This is a genomic window from Halobacillus halophilus DSM 2266 (assembly GCF_000284515.1).
GTDB classification, from domain to species: Bacteria; Bacillota; Bacilli; order Bacillales; family Halobacillaceae; genus Halobacillus; species Halobacillus halophilus.
The window spans coordinates 598,159-616,747 of the sequence record NC_017668.1; the positions used below are offsets into that span (position 1 = coordinate 598,159).

Sequence of the window (18,589 nt, forward strand, 5' to 3'; positions counted from 1 at the left end):
TTTTAACATAGAGATAACTCTCCGAATGGAGCGGCTGGTGACTGTGAGGGAGGAAATAAGAATGAGTAAATTTTTTAAGTTTAAGGAGCTGGGCACAAACTACCGTACGGAATTCATGGCGGGTCTTACGACATTTCTAGCGATGGCCTATATTCTGTTCGTTAATCCGTCTACGCTTGCTCTTGATGGGATTGAGCAGCTTCCTGAAGGAGTAACGCGTATTGATAAAGGTGCTGTATTTACAGCGACGGCCATAGCTGCTGCTGTTGGTACATTAATTATGGGTGTTTTTGCAAAATATCCAATTGCTCTTGCGCCTGGTATGGGACTGAATGCGTTTTTTGCTTATACAGTAGTTCTTGGATATGGCATTCCTTGGGAAACGGCACTGGCAGGTGTATTAGCATCCGGACTTATTTTTATTGTATTAACGGTAACCGGCCTGCGCCAAAAGATCATTGATGCGATTCCTGGGAACTTGAAACTGGCTGTTGGAGCAGGGATTGGTTTATTTATCGCTTTTATCGGCTTTCAAAATGCCGGTATTGTTCAGAACAGTGATGCGACGCTTGTACAGCTCGGTGACTTAACGGCTGGACCAACGATGCTTGCGATTTTCGGAATTATCGTATCTGTTGTATTCCTTTCTCTAGGCATTAAAGGCGGTATTTTCTACGGCATGGTGCTGACGTCTATTGCTGGAATGGTGACAGGTCTGATTGCACCGCCTACAGCAGTCAATGACGTCGTAGGTGCTGCGCCAAGCGTGGCGCCAACTTTTGGGGCGGCTCTAACCCACTTTGGTGATATCTTTACGATTGAAATGCTAGTCGTTATTCTCACCTTCTTGTTTGTCGACTTCTTCGATACAGCGGGAACGCTTGTAGCCGTGGCTACGCAGGCAGGATTCATGAAGGATAATAAATTGCCTCGTGCCGGACGCGCACTGTTTGCGGATTCTGCAGCGACTGTAGTTGGGTCCGTTGTAGGTACATCAACGACTACCTCTTACATCGAATCCACAGCAGGCGTAGGAGCCGGGGGACGAACAGGCTTTGCCTCTGTCGTAACGGCCGCCTTTTTCTTACTAGCGCTATTGTTTTCGCCATTATTATCCGTTGTAACCGCACAGGTCACTGCACCAGCCTTGATTATTGTAGGTGTGCTGATGGCATCCACTTTGAAAAATATCGACTGGGATCAATTTGAAATCGGTGTTCCGGCTTTCTTTACCATTGCCGCTATGCCGCTTACGTACAGCATTGCTACGGGGATCGCAATTGGATTCATCTTTTATCCGATTACGATGCTGTTAAAAGGACGTTCTAAAGAAATTCACCCAATTATGTACTTCTTGTTCGTCATCTTTGTTCTGTACTTTGTGTTCTTAGCTTAATGGAGGTATCTCAAGGTGCAGCTTATTCCATATAAGCTCCCGATACTGGAAGACTCAGTTTCGAGATAACTCGGGTCCGTTACTCCATGTGGAAGAGGGTTGGTGGGGGAATAACTCGCTTTCCTATGGGGGAACGGTGAGCTTCCTCGCTCGTTTCACTCCCTGCGGGATCTCACCTAGTCCCTTCTCCCGTGGGAGTCTCATCATTTCCCCATCAGCCCAACTCGATTAAGGGGATCGGACCCTTCCAGATGAGAAAGGTTCTCCTTCTTAATCTGAATGAAATGCTCATGACGGGCTATGTGTGTCGTTACATCCTAACTACATGGTCTAATACTTCATTATGCAGGTGATGGTTGAAGTGGTTTCGAGCTTCTGATTTGGCAAGGTCCGGAGGGGGATGATGAAGACTCCTGCGGGATGAACATGATCGGTGAGACCCCGGAGAGCTTTAGCTCGAGGAGGCTCAGCACAAGGGATGTTCGACTAAGATCGCCCGTCCTGTGGCAACGTCGAACGACCCTGCGTCGTGCAGGGCCGGAAAGCGAATCATCCCCCGCAGGACCTTTCTTCTTATAAAAAATCTCGAAACTGAGCTTTCCACAATCCGGCCCGATAGCGTAACTTATAAAAAACACGGCAGTCGTGGTGACTGCCGTGTTTATTCATCTTCAAGGTGACGGATGCTGAGCGGTTTTTGACGCGTCTGGTCCGTAACGTGACGATAGAGCTGGATGACGAGCAGACCGTGCTTATAGGTGGCTTCCATTTTGTCGCTTCGGACAGGAAAAGGCAGGTCGACGCTCCGCTCGAAAGTTCCGTCCGCAATTTCAGACATAAGCTGATGACCGCCGCGATGGTTGATCTCAATTTTTCCTTTTATCGTCACGGTGGTGTGATCGACGAGTACTTCTACATTTTTCGGATGGCTCATTCCAGGGATACTCACATAGCATAAAAGCTCGTTATCATACTGATACATATTGATATAAGGAATAGAAGGCTTCATCATTCCCTCGAAGTCGCCCCAGAATTCATTACCGAAAAACCGGTCTAAATTGGATTTCCAGTCTTTAAATTGATTCATGTCATCACCCTCCATAATTTGTCAGTAATTGCGATGAAAAATGATTGTGTCACAGACTTCTCATAGTTTATAGTTTATGCAAGAAAGAGCCCATGGGTGAATATCCTGAATAGTAAGAGGGACAGAGGCAGGAGGGTGCTTGATGTTTGAAAATCCATTGTTACTGATCGCAATAATTTTGGCGGTGAATATCGTATATGTATCGTTTTTAACCTTGCGTATGATTTTCACATTAAAAGGCCGTCGCTATATGGCGGCGTTTGTAAGTATGTTTGAGATTGTCACCTATATATACGGTCTTGGGATTGTGCTTGAGCGTTTGGGTCAGATTGAAAATGTTATTGCTTACGCCATCGGTTACGGTCTTGGTGTTATCGTCGGGATGAAGATTGAAGAGAAGCTTGCTTTAGGGTATATTACGGTTAACGTTATTTCTTCAGACCCGGATATTGATTTTACCCGCAGACTTCGTGAGAAAGGATACGGAGTTACGAGCTGGTATGCTTATGGGATGGAAGGAGATCGTCTGGCGATGCAGATTTTAACTCCCAGAAAATACGAACTCGCTTTATATGAAACCATTCGCACCATTGATCCAAAAGCATTTATCATAGCTTATGAACCCAAACAGATTCATGGCGGATTCTGGGTTAAATCCGTTAAGAAAGGAAAGATCCGCGAAGATGCCGAAAAACAACAACAAGAAGCGCTTTGAAGTGCAAGAGCATGAAACCATTGGCCAATGCCTGGATCGTATGAAGAAGGAAGGTTATCTTCCTGTACGCCGGGCGGAAGAACCGATATTTCGTGAAGAGACTAAAAATGGTGAGAAAGTCATGGAACCCGTGAGTAAACGAATTGTTTTTCATGCGGTGAAGGAATAAACACGAACGATCACCAGTTTTTATTTTTTAAATGTTCGTCATTTACGTTGACATTTCTTTGCGGCTATTGATATGATGGAAACAGAAATTGCATAAAAGGAACCTCATATAGGACGGGAATACGGCCCGTTCGTCTCTACCTGGGAACCATGAATTCCCGGACTATGAGGGGAGTCCAAGCATTCTATATCAATCAACAGTCGACACGTATGCCTGTTCAACTCCTCTCATGATCTGAGGGAGCTTGAGCAGGCTTTTTTAATGAAAGAAGGGATAAACATGGCTGAAGTAGGTGTTATCATGGGAAGTATCTCCGATTGGGAGACGATGAAGAATGCCTGTGATGTATTAGATGAGTTACAAATCTCGTATGAAAAAGAAATCATTTCTGCCCATCGCACCCCGGAGGATATGTTTACCTATGCGGAACAGGCGAGGGAAAAAGGATTGAAAGTTATCATTGCAGGAGCTGGTGGAGCGGCTCACTTGCCAGGGATGGTGGCTGCCAAAACCACACTGCCTGTCATTGGAGTTCCAGTAGAATCGAAATCACTCCAGGGACTCGATTCGCTGTTGTCTATTGTGCAAATGCCCGGCGGCGTGCCTGTTGCGACAGTGGCTATTGGAAAGGCCGGAGCGAAAAATGCAGGGATTCTGGCGGCGGAAATGATCGGAGCTTTTGATACGGATACAGCGGAGCGTCTGGATTCGTATCGCAAGCAAATGAAAGATAAGGTCGAAGATATGAGGAGCGATTTAAATGAATCCTAATGTAATTAGACCAGGTCAAACGATCGGTATTCTAGGTGGAGGTCAGCTCGGAAGAATGATGGCCGTGGCTGCCAAACATATGGGCTACCGGGTTGTTGTTCTTGACCCTGCCGAAGACTGCCCATGCGCCCAGGTGGCTGATGAACACATCGTGGGTGCTTATGATGATGTGGAAGCCGCTGAACAGCTGAGCGAGCGGAGCGATGTCATTACGTATGAATTTGAAAATGTAGATCTTGAAGTGGCCCGTCTGTTTGAAAGTAACGGGAAATTACCTCAAGGTGCTTACTCTTTGGAAGTAACTCAAAACCGCGCCAAGGAAAAGCAGGAAGCCGTAGCAGCTGGTCTTTCGGTTCCCTTTTACGACATTGTCGATAGTTATGATCAGTTTCTGGAAGCTCTTGATAAGACTGGCTATCCAGCGGTCATTAAAACGACCAGCGGTGGGTATGACGGAAAAGGTCAGTTGAAGATCGACCATGAAGATGAAGTAGCAAAGGCGCGTCAATTTATTAAAGAAGGACGTACGTATATCGTAGAGCAGTGGGTTGAATTCGATATGGAAATCTCACAAGTATTTACGCGTGCAGCTGATGGTGAGATTACGTATTTCCCTATCCCTGAAAATATTCACAAGAATCATATTTTACATGAATCGAGAGTGCCAGCGGAATTGGGTGAAACTCTGGTGGGTAAGGTACAAGAAGCGGTGAAACGCCTGTCGGAGCAGATGGGAATTGTAGGAACATTTGCCGTCGAAATGTTTATGAGCGGAGAAGACATTTTTATTAATGAAATGGCCCCGCGGCCGCATAACTCTGGTCATTTTACCATCGAAGCCTGTAATGTTTCCCAGTTTGAACAGCATGTACGGGCGATTTGCGGACTTCCGCTGCTGCCGGTCCATTCTTTTCCGTCAGCCGTTATGGTGAATGTACTGGGTAAACACAAGCAGATCCTGATTGATAAGCTGGAATACTACCGGGGTGTTCATTTTCATGATTATGGTAAGAAGGATGCCCGTACGAATCGCAAGATGGGTCATCTTACGTTCATAGGGACAAGCCTGGAAGAGATTGATGAGAGAATTCAAGAAAATCAAATACATTTATGGTAGAGACCGAGGAGGAAGACGATGATTGAACGATATACAAGGCCTGAAATGGGGGCTATTTGGACAGAAGAAAACCGTTATGCAGCCTGGCTTGAGGTAGAACTGCTGGCTTGTGAAGCGTGGAGTGAGCTTGGAAATATTCCAAAGGATGACGTGAAGAAATTGAGAGAGAAAGCTTCTTTTGACGTGGAGCGTATTCATGAAATTGAAGCAGAAACCCGTCATGATGTGGTTGCCTTTACCCGCGCCGTTTCCGAAACAGTCGGTGAAGAGCGGAAATGGGTCCATTACGGACTTACATCAACAGATGTCGTGGACACAGCGCTTTCCTATCAATTAAAACAGGCGAACGCTATTATCCGTAAAGATCTCGTAAACTTTATCGAGATTTTAGGCGATAAGGCACGCGAACATAAGCATACGGTCATGATGGGGCGTACGCACGGTGTACATGCAGAACCTACAACGTTCGGGCTGAAGCTTGCTCTTTATTATGAAGAGATGAAGCGTAATCTGGAACGCCTGGATCTTGCGATCAAGCACATTGAAGTAGGGAAGCTATCCGGAGCCGTTGGAACGTATGCGAACATTGATCCTTTTGTTGAAGAGTATGTATGCGAAAAGCTGGGCATTGCACCGGCACCGGTATCCACACAGACGCTGCAGCGTGACCGTCATGCTCATTACGTCTCTACATTGGCTTTGATTGCGACGTCCATCGAGAAAATTGCCGTGGAAATCCGTGGCCTGCAAAAGACAGAAACGCGGGAGGTAGAAGAATTCTTCGCGAAAGGCCAGAAAGGCTCGTCTGCTATGCCGCATAAACGAAACCCGATTGGGTCGGAGAATATGACGGGCATGGCTCGCGTACTGCGCGGAGAAATGGTAACTGCTTTTGAAAATGTGCCTCTTTGGCATGAGCGGGACATCTCTCATTCATCTGCCGAGCGCGTGATTCTGCCGGATGCGACGATAGCTATTAACTACATGCTCAATCGTTTCGCTTCGATCGTTAAGAATTTAACGGTCTTCCCGGAACGGATGCAGGAGAATATGGAGAAAACATACGGATTAATCTTCTCTCAAAGAGTTCTGCTGACACTGATTGATGAAGGTATGGTCCGAGAAGAAGCTTACGATCTGGTGCAGCCGAAAGCCATGGAAGCGTGGGAACGTGGTATTCCATTCCGTGAACTGGTAGAAGCGGATGAACAGATCACGGCGACGCTGTCAGAAGAACAGCTGGACGCCTGCTTCGATTACAAGCATCACCTGAAAAACGTCGATCGCATCTTCAGCCGCATCGGCCTGTAAATTACCAATAACTGTATGACCTGGTCCTCCAATCATTTACAGACCAGGTCATACATAAATTACCAATCTGTTTATTTCTATATTAAGTGAGGTGTCTATTGATGAAGGGTTCGCTGTTATATGAAGGAAAAGCCAAGAAAGTTTATCACGTGACGGATCAGCCGGAACGTTTAATTTTATCTTATAAGAACGACGCCACCGCCTTTAACGGCAAGAAAAAAGATCAATTTGAAGGCAAAGGCCGGCTGAACAATTTGATTACCTCCCGAGTATTTGACTATTTAAAGTTGCATCACATTCCATCCCACTTTATTGAAGCGTTGAACGATACGGAACAATTAGTTGAGAAAACGACCATCATTCCTCTAGAAGTGGTTGTTCGCAATGTCGCTGCAGGCAGTATAACACGCAGGCTTGGTATCGAAGAAAAAACAACCTTCACCCCACCGATCGTCGAATTATTTTATAAAAAAGATGAACTGGATGATCCGATCATTAATGATGTTCACGCTTATCACCTGACAGATGTCAGCGAACAGGAATTAACCCGCATCAAAGAAATGGCCCTTACCATCAATGAACATTTAATCGAATTATTTAAGCAGGCTGGACTTCAGCTTGTTGATTTTAAACTGGAATTCGGACGCTTAAAAGACGGAACGATTGTCCTGGCTGACGAAATCTCACCAGATACATGCCGTCTTTGGGATTTAGAGAGCGGACAAAAACTGGACAAGGATGTCTTCCGCGAGGGTATTGGAGACCTGATTGAAACGTACGAACTCATATTACAACGACTGGAGGAAAACACATGCGCAAAGTAAAGATCTACATCACATTAAAAGAAGGGGTTCTTGATCCCCAGGGTAAAGCCGTACAGAACTCCCTTCATTCCCTGGAGTATAAAAACGTCAGCGAGGTACGTGTTGGCAAGTATATGGAAGTTATGATGGAAGACACGAACGACATTGAAAAGCAGGTAGATAAGATGTGCGATCAATTGCTTGCGAACCCAGTCATTGAGAATTACACCTACACGATCGAGGAGGTTGTCTAAGTGAAATTTGCTGTCGTCGTATTTCCAGGCTCCAACTGTGACCGTGATATGTACTTCGCTGTTAAAGACGCCCTCGGAGAAGAAGCAGATCTTGTCTGGTATCAGGAAGCGGATTTGAGCTCGTATGATGCCGTTCTTCTACCTGGCGGATTCTCTTATGGAGATTATTTGCGCTCAGGAGCCATCGCTTCTACTTCGGATGTGATCAGTCAGATCCGTGAAGCAGCGGAAGCGGGCAAACCGGTACTTGGTGTCTGTAACGGATTCCAGATTCTGCTTGAGATGGGGCTTTTGCCAGGAGCTATGCTATCCAATAAGCATCTGAAGTTCATGTGCCATTTCGAAACATTGAATGTGGAAAATGCGGAAACCATGTTTACCCGTGAGTATGAACCACAGGAAAAAATCAGCATCCCGATTGCTCATGGTGACGGGAACTATTATTGTGATGAAGCCACTTATCAGGAGCTGAAAGATCATCGCCAGATTGCTTTCACATATGAGAACAACCCCAACGGATCCGTAGGTGACATCGCCGGGATTACAAACAAAGCAGGTAATGTGCTTGGCATGATGCCTCACCCGGAACGAGCGGTGGAAGCTCTCGTTGGAAATGAAGACGGACTGCGTTTGTTCCAGTCTATTTTGACACATTGGAGGAATAACCATGCCATCAAAGCTTGAAATCAGCCCGGAACAGATTGAACAGCAAAAGCTTTACAGTGAAATGGGCCTGCGGGATGAAGAATATGCTTCCATTAAAGATATTCTCGGCCGCCGTCCAAATTATACAGAAACCGGTCTATTCTCTGTTATGTGGTCGGAACATTGCAGTTATAAAAACTCCAAACCGCTTCTAAGGAAATTTCCAACAGAAGGGCCGCAAGTCCTTCAAGGTCCAGGAGAGGGAGCTGGCATCATCGATATTGGCGATGAGCAGGCGGTGGTTTTCAAAATTGAAAGCCATAATCACCCTTCTGCTGTGGAGCCTTACCAGGGAGCAGCGACCGGTGTTGGCGGTATTTTAAGAGATGTCTTCTCCATGGGCGCACGCCCGATTGCTTTACTCAACTCCCTTCGATTTGGATCGCTGAAACAGCCTCGCGTTAAGTATTTGTTCGAAGAAGTAGTCCGCGGGATCGCAGGTTACGGCAACTGTGTCGGTGTCCCGACAGTAGGGGGCGAGGTCCAGTTCGACAATGCCTACAACGGTAACCCGCTTGTTAACGCCATGTGTGTCGGGTTGATCGAGCACAAGGATATTCAAAAAGGAATTGCTGCGGGGATCGGCAATACAGTTATGTACGTTGGAGCTAAAACCGGTCGTGATGGTATTCACGGCGCAACGTTTGCCTCTGAAGAGCTCTCTGAAGAATCCGAAGAGAAGCGTCCTTCGGTGCAGGTCGGTGACCCGTTTATGGAAAAACTCCTCATTGAAGCTTGTCTGGATGTTATTCAGCACGAAGCTCTTGTAGGTATTCAGGATATGGGCGCTGCCGGTCTCACTTCCTCAGCCAGTGAAATGGCCAGTAAAGCCGGAACGGGCATGACGATGAACCTTGATTTAATCCCCCAGCGGGAACTCGACATGACACCTTATGAAATGATGTTGTCTGAGTCTCAGGAACGCATGCTGCTTGTTGTAGAAAAAGGACGCGAAGAAGAAATCGCACAAGTCTTCCGTAAATATGATCTGGAAGCTGTGGCAGTGGGAGAAGTTACGGATACGAAGCGCTTCCGTCTCGAGCATAGAGGAGAGATGGTGGCGGATGTACCAGTGGACAGCCTGGCGGAGGACGCTCCCGTCTATCATCAGCCTTCTGCGATTCCGGCTTACTATAACGATTTTCAGGCGATGGAGCCTTACGTCCCGACGGTAACGGACCATAGGTACACTCTTCACAATCTTTTAAGTCAGCCGACCATTGCCAGTAAAGAATGGGTCTATGATCAGTATGATTCCATGGTCCAGACGAACACCGTCGTATCTCCAGGTTCAGATGCAGCCGTGTTACGGGTTCGAGGCACGGATAAAGCTCTTGCGATGACGACCGACTGTAACTCCCGCTATATCTATGTGGACCCGGAAGTCGGAGGCAAAATTGCAGTTGCGGAAGCAGCCCGGAATATTGTCTGCTCCGGCGGACGACCGCTTGGACTTACGGACGGTTTGAACTTCGGATCTCCGGAAAACCCGGAAATCTTCTGGCAAATGGAAAAGAGTGTGGACGGAATGAGCGCGGCCTGCAATGAACTGGGTACACCGGTCATCAGCGGCAATGTTTCCTTATATAACGAATCATTTGGAGGTCAGGCCGTTTACCCTACTCCCGTTGTCGGCATGGTCGGGCTAATTGAGCATACCGAACAGATTACCACTTCCCATATGAAACAAGCCGGTGATTTGATCTATCTCATTGGAGAAACGAAAGCTGAATTCGGTGGAAGCGAGCTGCAGGGACTGTTGGAAGACCGCCACTTCGGACCGGCTCCGGCCATCGATTTACAAATAGAAGCCCAGCGTCAGAACCAGGTGCTGACGGCGATTCGTACCGGTCTCGTTCAGTCGGCCCACGATCTTGCGGAAGGCGGACTTGGAGTCGCTTTAGCTGAGAGCCTATTTGAGCAGGAATTGGGCTGTGAAGTGACCATTGATGGTGACCCAACGACCGCTTTATTCTCAGAAACCCAATCCCGTTTCCTTCTGTCGGTCAAACCGGAAGATCGGGAAGCTTTTGAAAAATTGGTCCCTGAAGGCCGTGTTATCGGAAATGTTAAAGGGGACGGGGTGTATCGGATCCTGTCGAACGATCAAGTCATTTTGGAAGATCAGACAACTAAGCTAAAACATACGTGGAAAGGAGCGATCCCATGCCTGGTGAAATCAAAGGTTTAAACGAAGAATGTGGTATTTTCGGCGTGTGGGGGCATCCTGATTCTGCCCAGCTGACGTATTATGGGCTGCATGCTTTGCAGCACCGCGGTCAGGAAGGCGCAGGGATTGTCACAACAGACGGGAAACAAATGAAGCTCCATAAAGGACACGGGTTGATCAATGAGGTCTTCTCCCAGAACCAGCTCCAGGAATTAAAAGGTCATGCCTCTGCTGGACACGTCCGTTATGCGACAGCAGGCGACGGCGGTTACGAAAATATTCAGCCGCTGGTCTTCCGGTCTCAGACGGGCAGTCTTGCTCTTGCTCATAACGGTAATTTGGTAAACGCCCATGCGCTTAAAAGCCAATTGGAAGGTCAGGGAAGTATTCTTACAACGACCTCTGACACAGAGGTGGTGGCTCACTTAATTAAACGAGCACGCCATCTGCCTCTTGATGAAGCCATTATGGAGGCGCTATCCATGATTAAGGGAGCCTATGCTTTCTTATTAATGACAGAAGATCAAATGTTTGTCGCAAATGATCCGAGGGGGCTCCGCCCGATTAGTCTTGGACAAATGGGCGACGCCTGGGTGGTTTCATCTGAAACATGCGGGTTCGATGTGATCGGGGCCACACACGAACGCGAAGTGAAGCCTGGAGAACTTGTGGTCATTTCGAATGAGGGAGTAGAAGCGAAACGCTACGCTTCGCCGATCCAGCGAACGCTTTGCTCGATGGAATATGTCTACTTTTCAAGACCGGACAGCAACCTGGACGGAAAAAACGTGCACGCGTCCCGGAAGCGAATGGGGAAAGCGCTCGCTAAAGAAGCACCAGTGGAAGCGGATGTAGTCACCGGAGTGCCGGATTCAAGCATCTCAGCGGCTATCGGCTATGCGGAGGAATCAGGAATTCCTTATGAGCTTGGACTCATCAAGAACCGTTACGTAGGCCGTACATTCATCCAGCCTTCTCAGGAACTCCGTGAGCAAGGGGTGAAAATGAAACTGTCAGCCGTCCGAGGTATTGTCGAAGGAAAACGAGTGGTTATGGTCGATGACTCCATCGTGCGCGGAACAACCAGCCGACGCATTGTCCAAATGCTCAAAGATGCGGGTGCCAGTGAGGTTCATGTGCGCATCGCTTCTCCTCCGATTAAAAACCCTTGTTATTACGGGATTGATACGGCGAACAGTGGTGAACTGATTGCCTCTAACCGCTCGGTGGAAGAAATCGAAGAGCAGATCGGTGCTGACAGTCTGACTTTCCTTAGTCCTGATGGTCTGAATGAAGCCATCTATCAAGGAGAAGAATCGATCGAACACGGAGGATGCATGGCCTGCTTCACGGGCAATTATCCGACAGAGATTTATCCGAATACCGCACATCCATATGAAAAGCTGTAGAGAAATGGGGGAACCTCGATGAGTGAATCGTATAAACAGGCCGGTGTAGACGTGGAAGCTGGCTATGAATCCGTCGAGCGCATGAAAAAACATGTGCAGCGAACGATGCGTGAAGAAGTGATGGGAGGCCTTGGCGCTTTTGCGGGGCTGTTCGATATTAGTGAAATGAAGTATGAGCAACCGGTTCTCGTCACAGGTACGGATGGCGTAGGCACGAAGCTGAAACTCGCCTTTGAAATGAATAAACATGATACGATCGGGGTGGATGTGGTTGCGATGTGTGTGAACGATATTGCTGCACAGGGAGCAGACCCCCTTTTATTCTTAGATTACATCGCCTGTGGAAAAAATGAACCAGCGCGTATCGAACAGATCGTCAAAGGAATAGCGGATGGCTGTGAACAGTCGGGAGCGGCTCTTATCGGCGGAGAAACGGCCGAAATGCCTGGCATGTACGAGCTGGATGAATACGACCTGGCCGGTTTTGTCGTAGGGATGGCCGATAAGAAACAGCTGGTCACCGGGGAATCGATTCAAGCAGGAGACGTGCTTATTGGTCTATCGTCATCAGGTGTGCATTCTAACGGCTTTTCTCTAGTTCGAAAAATTATCGAATCAAGTGAGCTGCAGCTGGACGAAGTTTATCCTGAATTCCAGCGCCCGCTTGGAGAAGAGCTTCTTACGCCGACACGGATTTACGTCCCGGCGATTCAGCGGTTAAAACAGGCTGTCACCATTAAGGGTATTGCTCATATTACAGGCGGCGGTTTTTATGAGAATATTCCGCGCGCGCTGCCTGAAGGACTCGGGGCACAGGTGGACCGGACAAGCTGGTCAGCTCCTTCCATTTTCTCTTTTTTACAGCATCACGGAAACCTATCCGAAGAGGACATGTTCGGTGTGTTTAACATGGGTATCGGAATGGTTACGGTTGTGTCGAAAGCAGATAAGGAAGCGGCACTTGCTGCTTTACAGGAAGCTGGGGAGACACCGGTGGTTATCGGGCAGGTTACAGATGAGGAAGGAATTCACTGGTTATGAGAAATATAGCGATTTTTGCCTCAGGCGCAGGCTCGAATTTCGATGCCATCGTTCAAGCCGTTGAAAGAGGAGATCTTGAAGCAAACATTTCTCTTTTGATCTGTGATCGTGTCGGGGCTCCCGTAATTGAAAAAGCCCAGCGTCATGATATTGATACCGTCGTGTTTACACCGAAAGTGTATGAAAATAAAGCGGCCTACGAAGCAGCTCTTGTTGAAGACTGCCGCTCAAGAAATATCGATTACATCGTGCTGGCTGGATACATGAGGCTGCTTGGGCCGACGCTGCTTAAACCTTATCAGAACCGAATCGTAAACATTCATCCCTCACTGCTGCCGGCCTTTCCAGGAAAAGATGCGATTGGTCAGGCACTTGATAAAAAAGTGAAAGTTACCGGTGTGACCGTGCATTTTGTTGATGACGGCATGGACACCGGACCGATTATCGATCAAGAAGCTATCCGTATTAAAGAGGACGATACCGAAGAAGATGTGAAACAAAAAATTCAGGCGGTCGAACATCGCCTGTACCCGGAAGTTATTCAGTCTTTACTGGTCAAGGAGGAATCGAAATGAAGAAACGCGCCTTACTCAGCGTATCAAATAAACAAGGATTAACAGAGTTTGCGAAGCAGCTGCATGAACTAGACTACGAACTAATCTCGACCGGCGGGACGAAGCGAACGATCGAAGAAGCAGGTATTCCTGTTCTGTCGATTTCTGAAATAACCGATTTCCCTGAAATCATGGATGGGCGCGTCAAAACTCTTCATCCGGCCGTACATGGCGGTCTCTTAGCCAAGCGCGGCAATGAAGACCACATGCAGCAGCTGGATGAACTGAATATCCAGACGATTGATCTAGTGGCCGTTAATTTATATCCATTTAAAGATACGATCGCGAAGCCTGGCGTAACAGATGCGGATGCTATTGAAAACGTAGATATCGGCGGACCGACGATGCTGCGGGCAGCAGCAAAGAGTTTTGAAGATGTAGCAGTTGTCGTAAATCCGGCTGACTATGATGAAGTAATCGCCGGGTTACAAGATGAACTAACTTATGAAAAACGCCGGAACCTTGCGGCGAAGGTTTTCCGCCACACCGCTAACTATGATGCCATGATTGCAGAATATTTTACCACTAAGACAGAAGAATCTTACCCGGAAACGTACACAGCTACGTATGAGAAAGTACAATCCTTACGATATGGAGAGAACCCTCATCAATCCGCAAGCTTTTATAAAAAAGCGAATTATGAAGGCGCCTCTCTTGCCCAGGCTGAACAACTGAACGGCAAAGAGCTATCTTATAACAATATTCAGGATGCTAATGCAGCACTTGAAGTCGTACTTGAATTTGAACAGCCGGCAGCGGTTGCCGTGAAACATATGAACCCGTGCGGCGTAGGCGTTGGGGAAAACATCTACGACGCATACGTTAAGGCCTACGAAGGAGATCCAGTTTCTATTTTCGGTGGTATTGTAGCTTTGAACCGGGAAGTGGACGAAGCAACAGCCGCTAAGTTAAAAGAGATCTTCCTCGAAATCATCATTGCACCTTCCTTCAGTCAGGAAGCTCTCGATCTTCTGACGAAAAAGAAAAATCTGCGCCTGCTTACCGTTGAGATGAAAAAGGCAGAACAGCAGACGCACAAGCTGACAAGTGTAAGCGGAGGTCTCCTTGTTCAGGATACTGATGAAGGTTCTGTTGATGTAACGGAGCTTGAAGTAGCGACCAGCCGGAAGCCGACCGATCAGGAGCTTCATGATTTGAAGCTCGGCTGGAAAGTAGTGAAGCATGTGAAATCGAACGCGATTGTCATTGCTAAAGGCGACCGTACACTGGGTGTCGGTGCGGGTCAAATGAACCGTGTAGGTGCTGCGAAAATTGCTCTTGAGCAGGCGGATGAGCAAGCGAAAGGAAGCATTATGGCTTCTGACGCCTTCTTCCCGATGCCGGATACGGTCGAAGCAGCAGCTGAAGCCGGTGTTACAGCGATCATCCAGCCGGGTGGTTCGAAGCGTGACCAGGATTCGATTGATGCCTGCGATAAGCACGGCATCGCCATGGTATTTACTAGAATGCGTCATTTCAAACATTAGAGGAAGAGGTGGACAGGCATGAAAATCATGGTCATCGGACGCGGTGGAAGAGAACACAGCCTCATTCAGAAGTTTGCCGAAAGCGAACAGGCAACGATGATTTATGCCGTACCTGGAAATGCTGGTATGGCAGAATTGGCTGAGCGTGTAGCGATACCGGAAACCGATCAGGAGGAGTTAGTTCGTTTTGCTAAAGAAGGCGACGTTGACCTCACAGTGGTCGGTCCTGAAAATCCGTTGCTTGAAGGGATCGTCGATGCCTTTCAGGAAGCAGGCTTAAAGGTTTTCGGACCTAATCAACAAGCCGCGCTGATTGAAGGAAGCAAACATTTCGCGAAACAGATCATGGAGCAGTATGAGATTCCTACCGCTTCCTATCAGGCCTTCACGGAAGCTGAGCCTGCCGTTGCATATATTAAAGAAAAAGGCGCACCAATTGTCGTAAAAGCAGATGGTCTCGCTGCTGGTAAAGGGGTGGTCGTGGCAGAAACGGAAGAGCAGGCGATCGAAGCGGTAGAAGAGATGCTCGACGGCCAGTTTGGTGAAGCCAGTGAAGAAATTGTCGTAGAGGAATTTTTGCAGGGGAAAGAGTTTTCCTTAATGGCTTTCGTCCAGGGTGAAAATGTGTACCCAATGATTCCTGCAAGAGATCATAAGCGGGCATTCGATGGTGATCAAGGCCCGAATACAGGCGGAATGGGGGCTTATGCTCCGGTACCTGAATTAGAAGAGGGAGCGTATCAGACGGCGGTTTCTTCTATCCTCGAGCCGGCAGCGCGGGCTCTTGTCAAAGAGGGACGTTCTTTTACCGGCATTTTATACGCCGGCCTAATTGAAAGTCCCAAGGGGCCAAAAGTGATCGAGTTCAACGCGCGCTTTGGAGATCCCGAGACGCAGGTCGTTATGCCGCTGCTTGAAAATGATCTTGTGCAAGTGATACTGGATGTTCTGGAAGGCAAGGACCCTGAACTTACCTGGTCGAAAGAGGTTTGTGCAGGGGTGGTCGTCGCTTCGAGCGGATATCCGGGGGGATATGAGAAAGGACGGCCGTTACCTGTATTAAAAGCACACGATCAGGCGTTTACGGTTCACGCCGGTACGGAAAAGGACGAGGAAGGCTATGTATCCAGTGGCGGGCGTGTCCTGCTTGCAGGTGCTAAAGATAAGAATCTTGCCCGGGCACTGGATGGCGTTTATGATTATTTGACCTGTTTCGAAGGGTTCTCTGACTTTTTCTATCGCCGTGACATCGGACATTCATCGATTTCTTCGACGGACACCTAAATAAAAAAGGGCGGCGATCGAACCGATGATCGTGATGACAACGAATCCGACGTCTGTTAAATATTCCATAAAGTCCATTGATTTCATCCTTTATAAGAAGGACGGGGAGTGCCCCGTCCTTTTATTATTTCGGGATCAACCCGATTTCTTCATCATTAACTGCTGAACTGGTTTAAATTCTGCTGCCATCCTTGTTCAATACCGTCTGTTTCCTCAGCCATTTCTTCAAAAGCTGCCGTTAACGGGCAGTAGCGGACAATACCTTCCGCTACTTTCATTGATGCGAGGACAACAAGCATAGGATGGACTTCTCTTGTCTTATTTGCTCGAATGGTCAGTAACGTCAGCATGCTTAATCCAGCTGTAATACGAACCATTGAGTTGATGATGCCAATATTTGGCTTCATGGTCGGCTTCCTCCTTACCACATAAAGACTTCCTGTGTTACCATAGTACATATTGACTCGATAGGAGGACGCTCCATGAATGAAACACGATTCCGTTGGCGTAACCGGCAGCTGCGTGAACACGCAAGCGTTATGGATGGTACGCATGCGCCAACCAAATTAATTAAACATACCACATATTTAAACGTGTATTTAAAACAATGGATGACTGGACATATATGGTTGTACGAAGACCGCATCATTTATACCGGTTCGGAGCTTCCTGCCAATCTAGAAGGAACAGAAATCATTGATGGAAAGGACAGTTACATTGTCCCGGGGTATATTGAACCCCACGCCCATCCTTTTCAATTATATAATCCCCGAAGCTTAGCGGAATATGCAGCGCGCACAGGTACCACATCATTAATCAACGATAACCTCATGTGGCTTTTTTTAACAAAAAAAGAGAAAGCGTTTTCGCTGCTTGAAGAATTCATGGATTTACCGGCTACGATGTACTGGTGGGCACGCTTCGATCCCCAGTCTGTCTTAAGAGACGAAGAACGAGAAGCCTTTGACGAGCAGGTTGTTTCCTGGATTGAACACGACGCTGTCATTCAGGGCGGCGAACTCACGGCCTGGACGGATGTCTTATATAATGGCGACGAACAAATCCTGCACTGGATGCAGGAGACGAAACGCGCCCGCAAGCCGCTTGAAGCCCACTTACCCGGAGCCAGCGAAAAAACGCTTGTGAAAATGCGTCTGTTAGGCATGGATTCAGAACATGAATCGATGAACGCCGATGATGTGATTAAGCGGCTTTCGGTCGGTTATCAGACAGGAATCCGCTATTCGTCTATACGGCCGGACCTTCCGGAGATTTTTAAAGGTCTGAAGGAAAAGAATCATACGCACTATGATCACCTGATGTACACCACCGATGGGTCAACGCCTGGTTTTTATCGTGAAGGACTGATCAATATGTGCATACGGCTTGCCATAGAGGCCGGCGTGCCTGTCATCGATGCTTACATGATGGCTACCTATCAGCCGGCACGTCACTTTAATATTGAAAATCGGGTAGGAAGTATTAATTCCGGACGCGTGGCTCACTTGAACTTTTTAACAGATCCCAAGGATCCGACTCCGCATTCCGTGATTGCTAAAGGGGAGTGGGTCAAGCGCGATGGAGAAGACATCAAACCGGAGAACACCATCCAGTGGAAAAAGAACGGCATTGATCATTTAAATCTTGATTGGGAAATGAACGAGCACGATATGCAGTTCTCCATGCCGATTGGAATGAAGATGATTAATGACGTTATTATGAAACCTTATGCGATTGATCTAGATGCATCTGCGTCACAGCTTCCAGACGATACAGATGAAGCCTTTCTCATGCTCATGGACCGGGAGGGTAAATGGACCGTAAACACCCTGCTCAAAGGGTTCACGGATTCCCTTGGGGCTCTTGCAAGCTCATACTCCAACACGGGAGACCTTATCCTGATCGGGAAATCGCGGTCGGATATTGAAAAAGCATTTTCCCGAATGAAAGAAATCGGCGGTGGAATCGTTCTCGTGGATCAAGGAAAGATTGTCTTTGAATTACCTCTTCCGCTTGGCGGGATCATGTCTGATCTGCCGCTTGAGGATTTAATGCAGGAAGAAAGCAAACTGAAAGAATATTTGAAGGAGTACGGTTTTTCATTTTCCGATCCTGTGTACACACTGCTTTTCTTATCTTCCATGCATTTGCCCTATATACGAATCACACCGCTTGGTATCATGGATGTGAAAAAGAAAGAAGTACTCTATCCTTCCATCATGAGATAGTATAGAATGATATGAAAAAAATGATGAG

General features: G+C 47.5%; 19 protein-coding genes and 1 riboswitch. Of the genes, 16 read left to right on the top strand and 3 right to left on the bottom strand.

All coding sequences use genetic code 11. The features are described 5' to 3' along the window. The first annotated feature begins 61 nt into the window (after positions 1-61). A complete protein-coding gene (locus tag HBHAL_RS03015) occupies positions 62-1,396 on the top strand; it encodes an NCS2 family permease (RefSeq protein WP_014641860.1) in 1,335 nt (444 codons plus the stop codon). Positions 1,397-2,057: 661 nt separating this feature from the next. On the opposite strand, the gene HBHAL_RS03020 is transcribed toward HBHAL_RS03015, so the two are convergent. After that, positions 2,058-2,483, bottom strand: a complete 426-nt coding sequence (locus tag HBHAL_RS03020; RefSeq protein WP_014641861.1) for an Hsp20/alpha crystallin family protein — start codon at positions 2,481-2,483, stop codon at positions 2,058-2,060. Between the two features lie 142 nt (positions 2,484-2,625). On the opposite strand from HBHAL_RS03020, the gene HBHAL_RS03025 reads away from it, so the two are divergent. From HBHAL_RS03025 to purD, 14 genes are all read left to right on the top strand, one after another. After that, entirely contained in the window at positions 2,626-3,198 is a 573-nt protein-coding gene (locus tag HBHAL_RS03025) for a DUF2179 domain-containing protein (protein ID WP_014641862.1), read from the top strand. Further along, the gene (locus tag HBHAL_RS03030; RefSeq protein WP_014641863.1) at positions 3,167-3,367 is read left to right on the top strand and encodes an NETI motif-containing protein; all 201 of its coding nucleotides are present in this window, start codon (positions 3,167-3,169) and stop codon (positions 3,365-3,367) included. Before HBHAL_RS03025 ends, HBHAL_RS03030 begins: the two co-directional genes overlap by 32 nt. A gap of 84 nt (positions 3,368-3,451) precedes the next feature. Next, positions 3,452-3,552, top strand: a riboswitch (purine riboswitch). Between the two features lie 94 nt (positions 3,553-3,646). Next, a complete protein-coding gene (gene purE / locus HBHAL_RS03035; protein ID WP_014641864.1) occupies positions 3,647-4,138 on the top strand; it encodes a 5-(carboxyamino)imidazole ribonucleotide mutase in 492 nt (163 codons plus the stop codon). Then, positions 4,128-5,255, top strand: coding sequence for a 5-(carboxyamino)imidazole ribonucleotide synthase (gene purK / locus HBHAL_RS03040; protein WP_014641865.1), 1,128 nt, complete (start codon positions 4,128-4,130; stop codon positions 5,253-5,255). Before purE ends, purK begins: the two co-directional genes overlap by 11 nt. Positions 5,256-5,273: 18 nt before the next feature. Next, entirely contained in the window at positions 5,274-6,566 is a 1,293-nt protein-coding gene (purB, locus tag HBHAL_RS03045; protein WP_014641866.1) for an adenylosuccinate lyase, read from the top strand. Between the two features lie 101 nt (positions 6,567-6,667). Further along, positions 6,668-7,390, top strand: a complete 723-nt coding sequence (purC, locus tag HBHAL_RS03050) for a phosphoribosylaminoimidazolesuccinocarboxamide synthase (RefSeq protein WP_014641867.1) — start codon at positions 6,668-6,670, stop codon at positions 7,388-7,390. Then, positions 7,378-7,623: a phosphoribosylformylglycinamidine synthase subunit PurS gene (purS, locus tag HBHAL_RS03055; RefSeq protein WP_014641868.1), complete on the top strand. Its 246-nt coding sequence runs from the start codon at positions 7,378-7,380 to the stop codon at positions 7,621-7,623. The genes purC and purS overlap by 13 nt, the downstream gene beginning before the upstream one ends. Then, entirely contained in the window at positions 7,624-8,307 is a 684-nt protein-coding gene (purQ, locus tag HBHAL_RS03060) for a phosphoribosylformylglycinamidine synthase subunit PurQ (RefSeq protein WP_014641869.1), read from the top strand. After that, positions 8,291-10,519, top strand: a complete 2,229-nt coding sequence (gene purL, locus HBHAL_RS03065) for a phosphoribosylformylglycinamidine synthase subunit PurL (protein ID WP_014641870.1) — start codon at positions 8,291-8,293, stop codon at positions 10,517-10,519. The genes purQ and purL overlap by 17 nt, the downstream gene beginning before the upstream one ends. Further along, positions 10,495-11,907, top strand: coding sequence for an amidophosphoribosyltransferase (gene purF / locus HBHAL_RS03070; RefSeq protein ID WP_014641871.1), 1,413 nt, complete (start codon positions 10,495-10,497; stop codon positions 11,905-11,907). The genes purL and purF overlap by 25 nt, the downstream gene beginning before the upstream one ends. Before the next feature lie 18 nt (positions 11,908-11,925). After that, positions 11,926-12,948: a phosphoribosylformylglycinamidine cyclo-ligase gene (gene purM / locus HBHAL_RS03075; protein ID WP_014641872.1), complete on the top strand. Its 1,023-nt coding sequence runs from the start codon at positions 11,926-11,928 to the stop codon at positions 12,946-12,948. Beyond that, positions 12,945-13,523, top strand: a complete 579-nt coding sequence (purN, locus tag HBHAL_RS03080; protein WP_014641873.1) for a phosphoribosylglycinamide formyltransferase — start codon at positions 12,945-12,947, stop codon at positions 13,521-13,523. Before purM ends, purN begins: the two co-directional genes overlap by 4 nt. Then, on the top strand, positions 13,520-15,049 hold the full coding sequence (gene purH / locus HBHAL_RS03085) for a bifunctional phosphoribosylaminoimidazolecarboxamide formyltransferase/IMP cyclohydrolase (RefSeq protein WP_014641874.1): 1,530 nt from the start codon (positions 13,520-13,522) through the stop codon (positions 15,047-15,049). The genes purN and purH overlap by 4 nt, the downstream gene beginning before the upstream one ends. An 18-nt stretch (positions 15,050-15,067) precedes the next feature. Further along, positions 15,068-16,333: a phosphoribosylamine--glycine ligase gene (purD, locus tag HBHAL_RS03090; RefSeq protein WP_014641875.1), complete on the top strand. Its 1,266-nt coding sequence runs from the start codon at positions 15,068-15,070 to the stop codon at positions 16,331-16,333. Here the strand turns inward: purD and HBHAL_RS22040 are convergent. Further along, positions 16,307-16,420: an EYxxD motif small membrane protein gene (locus HBHAL_RS22040; protein WP_396252823.1), complete on the bottom strand. Its 114-nt coding sequence runs from the start codon at positions 16,418-16,420 to the stop codon at positions 16,307-16,309. The genes purD and HBHAL_RS22040 overlap by 27 nt on opposite strands. Positions 16,421-16,488: 68 nt before the next feature. Beyond that, positions 16,489-16,740, bottom strand: coding sequence for a YgaP family membrane protein (locus HBHAL_RS03095; RefSeq protein WP_014641876.1), 252 nt, complete (start codon positions 16,738-16,740; stop codon positions 16,489-16,491). A gap of 75 nt (positions 16,741-16,815) precedes the next feature. On the opposite strand from HBHAL_RS03095, the gene HBHAL_RS03100 reads away from it, so the two are divergent. Further along, positions 16,816-18,561 carry an adenine deaminase C-terminal domain-containing protein gene (locus tag HBHAL_RS03100; RefSeq protein ID WP_014641877.1) on the top strand — a complete coding sequence of 582 codons (1,746 nt, stop codon included), beginning with the start codon at positions 16,816-16,818 and terminating at the stop codon, positions 18,559-18,561. Positions 18,562-18,589: the final 28 nt, after the last annotated feature.